General features: G+C 55.2%; 7 protein-coding genes, 3 tRNA genes and 1 pseudogene. 7 read left to right on the top strand and 4 right to left on the bottom strand.

Annotated features, from left to right (window positions below):
* Positions 1-184: 184 nt before the first annotated feature.
* The 3 genes from mscM to rsgA form a co-directional block, all read right to left on the bottom strand.
* Positions 185-3,517: a miniconductance mechanosensitive channel MscM gene (gene mscM / locus ACSZO4_RS00555; RefSeq protein WP_437886879.1), complete on the bottom strand. Its 3,333-nt coding sequence runs from the start codon at positions 3,515-3,517 to the stop codon at positions 185-187.
* Positions 3,518-3,534: 17 nt separating this feature from the next.
* A complete protein-coding gene (gene asd / locus ACSZO4_RS00550; protein ID WP_437886878.1) occupies positions 3,535-4,503 on the bottom strand; it encodes an archaetidylserine decarboxylase in 969 nt (322 codons plus the stop codon).
* Positions 4,504-4,599: 96 nt separating this feature from the next.
* Complete coding sequence (rsgA, locus tag ACSZO4_RS00545; protein WP_437886877.1) at positions 4,600-5,652, bottom strand: small ribosomal subunit biogenesis GTPase RsgA; 1,053 nt, start codon at positions 5,650-5,652, stop codon at positions 4,600-4,602.
* A 105-nt stretch (positions 5,653-5,757) separates the two neighbouring features.
* Between rsgA and orn the strand changes: the two genes are divergently transcribed.
* From orn to ACSZO4_RS00525, 4 genes are all read left to right on the top strand, one after another.
* The gene (gene orn, locus ACSZO4_RS00540; RefSeq protein ID WP_437886876.1) at positions 5,758-6,303 is read left to right on the top strand and encodes an oligoribonuclease; all 546 of its coding nucleotides are present in this window, start codon (positions 5,758-5,760) and stop codon (positions 6,301-6,303) included.
* Between the two features lie 211 nt (positions 6,304-6,514).
* Positions 6,515-6,590 (top strand) — tRNA-Gly (locus tag ACSZO4_RS00535).
* A 75-nt stretch (positions 6,591-6,665) separates the two neighbouring features.
* Positions 6,666-6,741: transfer RNA gene (locus ACSZO4_RS00530), tRNA-Gly, on the top strand.
* Between the two features lie 36 nt (positions 6,742-6,777).
* Positions 6,778-6,853, top strand: a tRNA-Gly gene (locus ACSZO4_RS00525).
* A 268-nt stretch (positions 6,854-7,121) separates the two neighbouring features.
* Here ACSZO4_RS00525 and queG read toward each other — a convergent pair.
* Positions 7,122-8,261, bottom strand: coding sequence for a tRNA epoxyqueuosine(34) reductase QueG (queG, locus tag ACSZO4_RS00520; RefSeq protein ID WP_437886875.1), 1,140 nt, complete (start codon positions 8,259-8,261; stop codon positions 7,122-7,124).
* Here queG and nnr point away from each other — a divergent pair.
* The 3 genes and pseudogenes from nnr to amiB all read left to right on the top strand — a co-directional run bounded on the left by nnr (position 8,260) and on the right by amiB (position 11,586).
* Positions 8,260-9,805, top strand: a pseudogene (gene nnr, locus ACSZO4_RS00515) (bifunctional ADP-dependent NAD(P)H-hydrate dehydratase/NAD(P)H-hydrate epimerase). The gene queG and the pseudogene nnr overlap by 2 nt on opposite strands.
* Positions 9,777-10,238 (top strand): tRNA (adenosine(37)-N6)-threonylcarbamoyltransferase complex ATPase subunit type 1 TsaE, encoded by a 462-nt coding sequence (gene tsaE / locus ACSZO4_RS00510; RefSeq protein ID WP_437886874.1) that lies wholly within the window; start codon positions 9,777-9,779, stop codon positions 10,236-10,238. Before nnr ends, tsaE begins: the two are co-directional and overlap by 29 nt.
* Before the next feature lie 16 nt (positions 10,239-10,254).
* Complete coding sequence (amiB, locus tag ACSZO4_RS00505; protein WP_437886873.1) at positions 10,255-11,586, top strand: N-acetylmuramoyl-L-alanine amidase AmiB; 1,332 nt, start codon at positions 10,255-10,257, stop codon at positions 11,584-11,586.
* The last annotated feature ends 3 nt before the right edge of the window (positions 11,587-11,589 follow it).

The raw sequence follows: 11,589 nt of genomic DNA, 5'->3' as shown, positions 1-11,589 counted from the left end.
GGCAGCTGTTCGGGTTTACAGGAAAACTGATGCCACGCCATAAGCTCTCCCGCGGGCTTGAAAACCCAGAGGGTTAACGGGCTGTGGCATCAGGTCAAACACGGTAGCAGTGTACCCGCCTGGTGGCGGGTAACTGAAGTGACTTTAAACATACAAGGGGATCGTCTGTGCGGGTATTTTTCTTCTACAGGCTACCCGCCGGGCGACTGCTTCTTCCTGCTGACGTCAATGTGCGCGCCGTTTTGCGGCCATCCAGGCTTTCCAGTCGCATCTGGAAAGGCGGGAATGGCAGATCGATACCGTGTTCACGGAAGCCCGCCAGAATCAGCTGATGAATTTCGTGACGTAGCGGCATACGGTGGCCCATTTCCGCGGCGTAAATTCGCAACTCAAACAACTGAAGCCCCTGCTGGAGATCCACCAGGAACACTTCCGGCGGCGGGTTATCAATGACCAGCGAGCAGCGTTCTGCTGCGGTATGCAGGATTTGTGTGACTTCCTCGCTATTCGCATCACCCGGCGCCGGTACTGTCAGTACCACACGGGTGACGGAATCCGACAGCGACCAGTTAATAAACTGCTCAGTGATAAACGCCTTATTGGGCACGATGATCTCTTTGCGATCCCAGTCGCTGATCGTCGTCGCACGGGTGTTGATCTTCGTAACGCTTCCCGTCAGATCGCGGATTGTCACGGTGTCGCCAATACGGATCGGTTTCTCAAACAAGATGATCAGGCCAGAGATAAAGTTGGCGAAGATCTCCTGTAAACCAAAACCTAAACCGACGCTGAGTGCCGCCACCAGCCACTGAAGTTTTGACCATTCGATGCCGATCATCGAGAAGCCCACCAGTCCGCCAATCACCATCAGCAGGTATTTAGTGATGGTGGTAATGGCGTAGCCGGTGCCTGGGGTGAGATCCAGATGTTGTAACAACGCCAGTTCGAGAAGCGCCGGAAAATTGCGCACCAGTTGGGTGGTGATGATAAAGACCAGAATGGCAATCAGCACGGCCCCCAGGGTTATCGGCTCGAGGCTTTCCACGCCCTGGACAGTGGAGGTGACATCCCAGAGTGAAATATTTTCCAGGAAGCCGAAGGCTGAATGGATTTCTGACCACAGGACGATTACCGACAGCAGCGCGATCAGCATCAGTATGGAGCGTACCAGGCGTAATGACTGCACGCTGATGGCATCCAGATCGAGCTCTTTTTCGTCGATCTCCACCGATCCCTCGGTGCTGGTGGCATGCGCCGTATCTTCTTCGCCTTTGGCGCGCTGGGCGAGAATTTCCGCACGACGGTGACGGGCGCGATCAAAGGCCAGACGACGGCGCTGGATCAGCATCCAGCGGCGTATAACGTGATAGACCACCAGCAGCAGGAACCAAATCGCCACCGAGGTTTCAAGACGCGCAAGCAGCGCCTGCGAGGTCGCCAGATAGCCCACTGCGGCGGCAAGCATCGCCAGCAGGGGCGCACTGAGCAGCATATTCCACAACAGGCGGTTCGCCATATTGTCGCCGCTGCCGCTCTTGTCGACATACAGTGGAATACCGGCCCGCTTCAGGCTAAGGGTCACAACGGTTAACGCGCCGCAAATCAGCATAAAGCATAAGCGCCCCAGAGAACCGGAAAATTCCCGGTCATTCAGGTTATCAAACATAATCAGCGCCATGATCAGCGGCACAATAAAGCCGATACTCATCAGGTAGTTACGCATCCCTCGCGCCACCCGGCTGCGCGGCCAGCCGAAGTGGGCGACAAACAGTCCGGTCGGGCGGGCAAAGGTGGCGCAGATCATGACCCCCCATAGCAGCGGCACGGTGGCGGTTACGCCATCGCCAATCGCGACCGCCAGCGGGTATGGCCAGGCTTCGCGTAATCCATAGCCTAGCGTTGCCCATAGTACCGGAAGCGGAAGGGCCACCAGAATCGACCAGAAGACAGTTCGCAGAGTCAGCCAGAAATGGTCCTGGGTGACTTTGCCGACTCTGGCGCTGGAGCGCTCGAGAAAACGGGTGAAATGCTTGCGCGAATACAGGCTAAAGCCCACCAGCACCAGCGCGCCAAACAGCGGCAGCAATGTCTCTTTGCTGGTCACCATCATCACGCTGGCTTTACCCAACTGGCTGAAGGTATCCAGCGAGATAAGCCTTTGCAGATCCTGCACGATTTCCAGCGGCCAGGCGAAGGTCATTGGGCTGACGTCAGCGGTCCAGAAGAGATAGCGGTGGGTGGCTTCATTCACCTCCCGCAGCGCATCCTCCAGTTGACTGTTGGAGACTTTGAGTTTGGTCAGCTCCAGAATCAGCGTATCGCCACCCTGCAACAGGGAGGAGAGCAGCTCCCGCTGCGTGCGCAACTGGGCTTCGAGGATCCGGCTCTGTTCACTGGTGAGCGCCTGGCCATCAACCTGGCGAATTTGCCGTAACTGCGGCTGCTTGTTGACCAGATCTTCGTAACGCATACGGTGCACCCGCAGCTGGGCCATTTCGGTATCCAGTTGCTGTGGTTTCGGCATTTCCGGCAGTCGGGCGACCTGAGCGCGCAGGGCTTCACCGAGCATATTCGACGCGCCAAGCCACTGTGATTGCTCGCGCAGCGTGTTCAGCGCCTGACGGACCTGCAGCGTTTGATTGGTGGCCTGCCGTTGCTGTGAGGCCACCAGATCCATGCGCTGGGCCTGTTGATTCAGCGCCTTGGACAGCTCACGGTTAATTTTAAACTGCTCAATGATGCCTGGCGGCAGGTTATCGCTGTTCTCCGCCAGCAGCTCGGTGCTTTCCAGCGCCAGTTCGGCTTCACGCTGGCGCTGGCTATTGAGCTGGTTGCGCAAAGCCTGAAGGTAGGCATCCAGCTGCTGGGCCTGTTTCTGCGCCAGCTCAGAGCGCATCCGCGCCAGCTCCTGGCGATTATTAGCCGACAGCTGCCCCAGCTCCAGTTCATCCACCAGTGCGCGAAGGCGGGCGGATTCAGCCTGGGCACTGAGGCTTTGCGCCTGGGCAAGCGGAGTGGCTGCGGATTGCCCACTGAGACGTCGCTCCACCTCACTGACCTGGCGGCGGGCATCCGTTTGCTGTTGCGGCAACTGGCTAAGGGAGTCGTTGATTTCGCGGGCGCGTTCCTGCTCCTGCTGCGCCTCACGGGTTTTATCCAGTAGCTGACTACTGACCTGCAGAATTTCCTGATTTAGCGCGTCGGTACTGATATTGGCCGGCACCGATTTAGGATCGTCACGCAACTTTTCCAGCTGGGAGCGCAACGTACGGGAAAGTTTGGGGAAGTTATCAATAACATCCTGATATTGCGCCGCACGCTCAAGTGAGCCTTTACGCTCTTCAAGGGCGTTCAGCGCGCCCTGGAGCAGCTCTACCGTTTCAGTTTGATCCGGTGTCGCTTTCGCCGCTTTGGCCTGCTCCAGTTCCTGTGAGATTTGTTTGGCGTCGGGGGCGCTTGCAGCATGCGCCCCCAGGCTGAGGCACCAGGCCATCAGAAAAATGATAATCAGGCGCACAGCAGCGTACCTTTTGGTTAAACTTCGTCTTTTTTATCGTCAACCAGCGGGCTGGCTTCGTGTTCTACCGCTTGTTCTTCTTCTGGCAGCTCTGTCGGGTTGGTCTCCGGGGTCACCAGCGTCTGCGTGGAGGTTGCCAGCGGCTCGCCGATTTTGGTCACCGACAGATTTTGCAGATGTTCAACCAGCTGCACTTTATCCGCAGCAAACAGGTTGATAACGGTTGAACCCAGCTTGAAACGACCCATCTCCTGGCCTTTCAGCTGGGCCACCGCGCCATCGTTTTCACCAGCAGGCCAGGTCCAGCGCTTGATAATCCCTTCGCGCGGCGGGGTGACGGTGCCTGCCCAAACGGTTTCAATGCTGCCCACAATGGTGGCGCCGACCAGAATCTGCGCCATGGGACCAAATTCCGTATCAAACAGGCAAATGACGCGTTCGTTACGGGCAAACAGGTTCGGTACGTTTTGCGCGGTCAGATGGTTCACCGAGAACAGATCGCCCGGCACATAGATCATCTCGCGCAGGATACCGTTGCACGGCATATGCACACGGTGGTAATCACGCGGTGACAAATAGGTGGTGGCGAAGGAGCCGTTACGGAACAGATCCGCCATCAGATAGTTGCCTGCCAGCAGGGCTTCGAGGCTGAAATAATGGCCTTTGGCCTGCAACAGTTTGTCGTTATCGATTTTACCTAACTGACTGATAACACCATCAGCAGGCATCACCAGCACGTTGGGATCGGTGTTCTGCGGGCGCACATCCTCGCGCAGGGGACGCACGAAAAAGTCGTTGAATGTGCGGTAGCTGGCCGTGTCCGGCTTTTGGGCTTCCTGCATGTCGACCTTGTAATACTTCACGAACAGATCGATGACCAGTTTGGTCAGCCAGCCTGCACGCTTGCTTGCGCCCCAACCCGCCAGGCGAGTGAGCCACAGTTTGGGCAGAATGTATTGAAGCGAAAGTTTAAATGAGTTTAACAAGATAGCCTCCAGGCCATTTTTTTGTCGTTCCTGATCCGGGATTATTCACCAGATCCATAAAAAAGGGGACTATTCTGGCGATGCTTAGCTTATTAGTCAGCTATCGGTATCAGAAAAGTTTTTACGCGTTTTTACCTGCGCCATGCTTTCCAGAATACGGTGATAATTTTCAAAGCGGATCTCAGAAATCTCACCTTTACCAACCGCTTCGCGAAGCGCACAGCCTGGATCATTCGCGTGTTTGCAGTCACGGTATTTGCAGTGACCTAAATAGTCATGGAATTCGACAAATCCGTGGGTGATTTGTTCCGGCTCGAGGTGCCAGAGACCAAATTCGCGTACTCCGGGGGAGTCAATCACATCGCCGCCGTGCGGGAAATGGTACAGCCGCGACGCGGTAGTGGTGTGCTGACCCAGACCTGAGTTATCAGAAACCTCATTGGTGAGGATCTCGTTCTGCAAGCCGAGCAGGTTATTCAGCAGGCTGGATTTACCCACCCCGGATTGCCCGGCAAAGATACTGATTCGGCCTGTTAATGCCTCTTCAAGCGGCTTCAGACCATCTTGTTTATGGCTGGACACCAGCAATACGCGATAACCAATTTTGCGATAAATCGCCATCTGCTCATTAACGAAAGCCATACCCTCGTCATCCAGCAGATCGATTTTGTTCAACACGATCAGCGGTTCGACGTCCAGGGTCTCGCAGGCGACAAGGTAGCGATCGATAATGTTCAGTGACAGCTCAGGCAGGATGGCGGAGACGATCACTATCTGATTGATATTTGCGGCAATCGGCTTCACGCCATCATAAAAATCCGGACGAGTCAGAACGGATGTGCGTTCATGCACCGCTTCGACAATACCTTTTACCGTCACGCCTTCAGCCGCTTCTTTACCCGGACGCCAGACGACACGATCGCCCGTGACCAGAGAACGAATGGTGCGGCGAATGTTGCAGCGGTGAACGCTTCCTTCGGCGGATTCTACGTCGGCATGCATGCCAAAACGGCTTATCACAATGCCTTCGGCGGTGTCACCGAACAGGTTGTCGTCAAAATCTTTTTTCTCCGCAGAGGTTTTTAACCTACGCTCATGGTTTGCATTTACACGGCGCTGCTGGCCTTTGGAGAGTTTATTTTTACTCAATCGAGCTGGCTCCTGGTCGCCCTGAAAGGGCAAAACCTTTATGATACACGCTATTTTAGATGAATATAGTCACGCTGGTATGACGCGAGAAGGGTGGAAAATAGCATGAGTGCTGATGAAAAGAACCTCATTTGGATTGATCTGGAGATGACTGGCCTGGATCCCACGCACGATCGCATTATTGAGATCGCGACGCTGGTGACCGACGCGAATCTGAATATCCTCGCTGAAGGGCCGACGATTGCGGTGCATCAGTCAGATGAACAGCTGGCGCTGATGGATGACTGGAACGTCCGCACCCATACCGATAGTGGCCTTGTGGAACGTGTGAAGGCAAGTAAGCAGGATGACCGTGCCGCTGAACTGGCGACGATTGAGTTCCTCAAACAGTGGGTTCCTGCCGGGAAATCGCCAATTTGCGGCAACAGTATTGGTCAGGACCGCCGTTTCCTGTTTAAGTATATGCCGGAACTCGAGGCGTATTTCCATTACCGCTATCTGGATGTCAGTACCCTGAAAGAGCTGGCGCGTCGCTGGAAGCCTGAAATTCTCGATGGTTTTAAAAAGCAGGGCACCCATCAGGCAATGGACGATATTCGTGAATCGGTGGCGGAGCTGTCTTACTATCGCGAACATTTTATTAAGCTTTAACGCTGCCGGTTACCGGGCGGTAAGACGCTGCCCGGTCTGGTTTTTGGTGGATTGCCGCTAAATCGTACACTTTGCTGATAAAACCAGCATTTGAACGAAAAATTAAAAAAAACGGTTTTAGGGGGCTTGCAGGAGAAAGGAATTCTCGTATAATGCGCCTCCCGTGAAGACACAGAAATGTGAAAGCACGACAGCAAGAAAAATGATGTTTGCGGGAATAGCTCAGTTGGTAGAGCACGACCTTGCCAAGGTCGGGGTCGCGAGTTCGAGTCTCGTTTCCCGCTCCAAAATTTGAATGCACCATCCTGATCGGAAGATTGCAGACCGCCGCCGAAGCGCAGCAAATTGCAGTTTGAGATTATGCGGGAATAGCTCAGTTGGTAGAGCACGACCTTGCCAAGGTCGGGGTCGCGAGTTCGAGTCTCGTTTCCCGCTCCAAAATTTGAAAAGTATCGCAAGATACGCACCACCCAAGCGGGAATAGCTCAGTTGGTAGAGCACGACCTTGCCAAGGTCGGGGTCGCGAGTTCGAGTCTCGTTTCCCGCTCCAGATTTACTTATCTTCCAAATTATCCACAGCGTAATTGCAGGCTGAGGACGATTCTTTTCGCTATTCAAAATTATTGTGAACAGACTTATCCACAGATCCATCGAATGTCAGAAAGCGATGAATTACTTCGTCTGATGAATAATCCCAATGTAATTGTATGAAATTTATAACAAAATTAAGATTTCAAATTGTTAATACGATCTCTTGACGATTTTGTTCGCGTTGAATCGCAATGTGTTTTTAATTTTATACACACGCTGTGGACGACTCAGGCATCACGCGGCAGTCCTTTTTCAATCACCCTCACCAGACGTTGTTTCTTCGGCATTTGCACCTCAATAACGCAGGCATTGCGTTTATCAATTTGCTGCGCAATCGCCCAGTCTATGTGCTCATCGAGAAGTGGGTGCTCACCTTTGCGTTGTTCCAGGGCCTCAATATTGGCTGCATCCCAGGGCGCATTACCCAGTGCAACGGCAATATTTCTCAGCCAGCGTAAATGGCCGATACGGCGTATCGCCGAGCCTTCCGTCACTTTTAAAAAGTAACTTTCACTCCAGGCAAAGAGCGCTGTCAGCTCCGGGGCGTGCAGCGCTTTGCGCGGGCTGAAGTCGGCTTCATCCGTTAATTGTGAAAAACGGTTCCAGGGACAGATAAGCTGACAATCATCACAGCCATAGATGCGGTTGCCAATCAGGGGACGAAATTCCGGCGGAATGGCGCCTTCCAGCTCAATGGTGAGGTAGGAGATGCAGCGCCTGGCATCAACGGTATAGGGTTCGACGATGGCGCCTGTCGGGCAAATGGTGAGGCAGGCCACGCAGCGACCACAGGCTTCTTCCACCGGCTTATCAACGGGAAGGGGTAAATCAATCAGCAACTCGCCGAGGAAAAAGAACGACCCGGCGTCGCGATTGAGGATAAGTGAGTGCTTACCTGTCCAGCCAAGCCCGGCTTTTTCAGCCAGCGGGCGTTCAAGAATGGGCGCAGAGTCGACAAAAGGTCTAAAATTCAGCGAGGCGCATTGCTGCTGAAGTTTTTCGCCGAGTTGCTTTAAGCGATTACGCAGCAGCTTATGATAATCGCGACCCAACGCGTAGCGGCTGACGTAGCCCATCGCCGGGTTTTTTAGCGTGCTGGCGAAAGCGGCATTAGCGGGCAGATAATTCATTCTCACGCTTATCACCCGCAAGGTGCCGGGCAGAAGTTCGTGTGGGCGGGCACGCATCATACCGTGACGCGCCATCCACTCCATTTCGCCATGGTATTGCTTGTCCAGCCATGCCTGCAATGCAGGCTCGCTGGCAGAAAGGTCGGTGTCAGCTATCCCGACCTGCTGAAACCCCAGTTCAGTGCCCCACTGTTTGATGCTTTGCGCTAATTGATTGAGATCGAGGGGCTCTGACATGACGGACCATACAATGAAGAAAAACGCAGCAAGTATACCACACTCCATCTGGCCTGCGGATGAACTGCGACGGGCAGAAAAAGAGGCCGCTGACTGCCTGGGGATTACGCTGTATGAACTCATGCAGCGTGCGGGGCAGGCCGCCTTCGATGTGGCGCAAACCTGTTACCCGCAGGCCCGGCTCTGGCTGGTACTGTGCGGGCATGGTAATAACGGGGGCGATGGTTACGTCGTTGCCCGGCTGGCGGCAGGGGCGGGCATTAACGTTACCTTACTGGCGATTGACAGCGACAAACCGCTGCCGGAAGAGGCAAGGACGGCGCGCGAAGCCTGGCTGGCCGCAGGCGGTGTTATTCATGCCGCTGATATCGTCTGGCCTGATGCTGTTGATCTTATTATTGATGGCCTGTTGGGCACCGGGATACGCGCAGCCCCGAGAGAAAACGTCGCAGTACTTATTCTTCAGGCCAATGCGCATTCAGCGCCCGTTCTGGCGCTGGATATCCCTTCGGGACTGATTGCCCAAACGGGCGCCACGCCCGGCGCGGTCATCAACGCTGAACATACCGTGACCTTCATAGCGCTTAAGCCCGGCCTGTTAACCGGCAAGGCGCGCGATGTCACCGGCTCTCTTCATCACCACGCGCTGGGGCTGGATAACTGGCTGGCAGGCCAGCAGACTTCACTCACTCGTGTTGACAGCAGCTGGCTCTCCCGGTGGTTTCTTCCCCGCCGCCCGACATCGCACAAAGGCTCCCACGGGCGGGTCGTGATTATCGGCGGCGATCATGGCACTGCGGGAGCTATCCGCATGGCGGGCGAAGCCGCACTCCGTGCCGGGGCCGGACTGGTGCGGGTCTTAACCCGTCAGGAAAACATTGCGCCGATTGTGACTGCGCGCCCTGAACTGATGGTCCATGAGCTCACCGCTGACTCGCTGGACGATAGCCTCGAATGGGCCGATGTGCTGGTGATTGGGCCAGGTCTTGGGCAACAGGAGTGGGGGAAAAACGCCCTGCGCAAAGTGGAGAATTTCCGTAAACCGATGCTCTGGGATGCGGACGCGTTGAACCTTCTGGCAATCAATCCCGATAAACGTCACAATCGCATTCTGACGCCGCATCCCGGCGAGGCAGCCCGCCTGCTCAACTGTTCAGTTGCAGAAATTGAAAGTGATCGCTTACTTTCTGCGCAACGTCTGCTAAAACGTTACGCAGGCGTTGTCGTACTGAAAGGGGCGGGAACCCTGGTGAGCGACGAAAATGGCCAGACGAGCATTATCGATGCTGGCAATGCTGGTATGGCCAGTGCTGGCATGGGAGATGTCCTTACCGGCATTATTGGGGCGTTGCTCGGCCAGAAACATTCTCTGTACGACGCGGCCTGTGCCGGTGCGCTTGCGCATGGTGCGGCGGCTGATGTGCTGGCAGCAAAGCAGGGTATGCGGGGTATGCTGGCGACCGATCTTTTTTCCACGCTGGTGCGTGTAGTTAACCCGGATGTTAGTGATACAGAATGATGAACCAAGTAATTCCTTTACCTGACGAGCAAGCGACCCTGGATTTGGGTCAACGTATGGCGCAGGCTTGCCATGGCGCAACCGTGATTTATCTGTACGGCGACCTTGGGGCAGGTAAAACCACCTTTAGCCGCGGCTTTTTACAGGCGCTCGGCCATAAAGGCAACGTAAAAAGTCCCACTTACACACTGGTCGAACCCTACACGCTGGACGGTGTAAACGTCTATCACTTCGACCTGTACCGCCTTGCGGATCCTGAGGAGCTGGAATTTATGGGGATCCGCGACTATTTTGCCAACGACGCGATTTGCCTGGTCGAGTGGCCGCAACAAGGCGCGGGTGTACTGCCTGACCCGGATGTCGAAATCCATATTGATTATCAGGCGCAGGAGCGTGAGGCACGCATTACTGCTGTATCCTCATCTGGCGATTCATTACTGGCGCGTTTAGCCAGCTAATCTTAGGGATGACGGGATGATTTATCGCGTGAGAAGTTGGTTAGTTGCGGCGCTGGTGTTACTCAGCGCCTGCGTGAATGCGGCAAGTTTGTCGGATATCCAGGTCTCTAATGGCGACGCGCAGGCCCGTATTACGTTCAGTTTTATGGGGGATCCTGAATATGCGTTCTCGCAAGAGGGTAAACGCAGTGTGGCGCTGGATATTAAACAAACCGGCGTGATTCAGGGCCTGCCGTTGCAGTTCAGCGGCAACAACCTGGTCAAAAGCATTCGTTCCGGTACGCCGAAAGACAGCCAGTCGCTGCGGCTGGTGGTCGATCTTACCCAAAACGGCAAAACCCGGGCGGTGAAACAGCAAAATGGCGCGGGTTACTCGGTGGTCTTCACTATTGATGCCGATGTTCCGCCGCCGCCTCCGCCGCCGAAAGCGGTGGTACAGCGCGTTGAAACGCCTGCTGTTGCCCCTCGTCCCGTTCAACCTGCGCGTAATCCTTTTAAATCGGACAACGACCGTATTACCAGTGTCACCAGCAGCAATACGGCGGTGCGCCCTGCGGCCCAGGCCCGTGCGGTAACAGGTGACAAAGTGATTATCGCGATTGATGCCGGACACGGCGGCCAGGATCCTGGAGCGATTGGGCCTGGCGGCACCCAGGAGAAAAACATCACTATCTCCGTGGCGCGCAAATTACGTTCCCTGTTAAATGACGATCCGATGTTTAAAGCGGTGCTGACCCGCGACGGCGATTACTTTATTTCGGTGATGGGGCGTTCTGATGTGGCCCGTAAACAAAACGCCAATTTCCTGGTCTCAATCCATGCGGACGCCGCACCAAATCGTGATGCGACAGGGGCCTCTGTCTGGGTTCTGTCCAATCGTCGGGCGAACAGCGAGATGGCCGGCTGGCTTGAGCAGCACGAAAAGCAATCTGAATTGCTGGGCGGCGCGGGGGATGTGCTGGCGAACAGTCAGTCAGATCCTTATCTGAGCCAGGCGGTGCTGGATTTGCAATTCGGCCATTCCCAGCGGGTCGGTTATGATGTCGCGACCAGTATGATTACTCAGCTTTCGCGTATTGGCGCGTTGCATAAGCGTCGTCCGGAACACGCCAGTCTGGGCGTGCTGCGTTCGCCGGATATCCCATCGGTGCTGGTTGAAACCGGGTTTATCAGCAACAACAGCGAAGAGCGTTTGCTGGCCAGCAGTGACTATCAGCAGCAGCTGGCTGAGGCGATTTACAGCGGATTACGTAATTACTTCCTCGCCCACCCGTTGCAGTCGGCCCCGCAAGGCGGGACGGCGCAAATGGCCAGTGCAGAAACGCCATCACACGGACTGTTTAACTAAGGA

The sequence above is a fragment of the Phytobacter sp. V91 genome, from assembly GCF_965644225.1.
GTDB lineage: Bacteria > Pseudomonadota > Gammaproteobacteria > Enterobacterales > Enterobacteriaceae > CBFFRJ01.
Note: the sequence above shows the minus strand (reverse complement) of the source record. Positions and strands in the feature narration are given on the sequence as shown.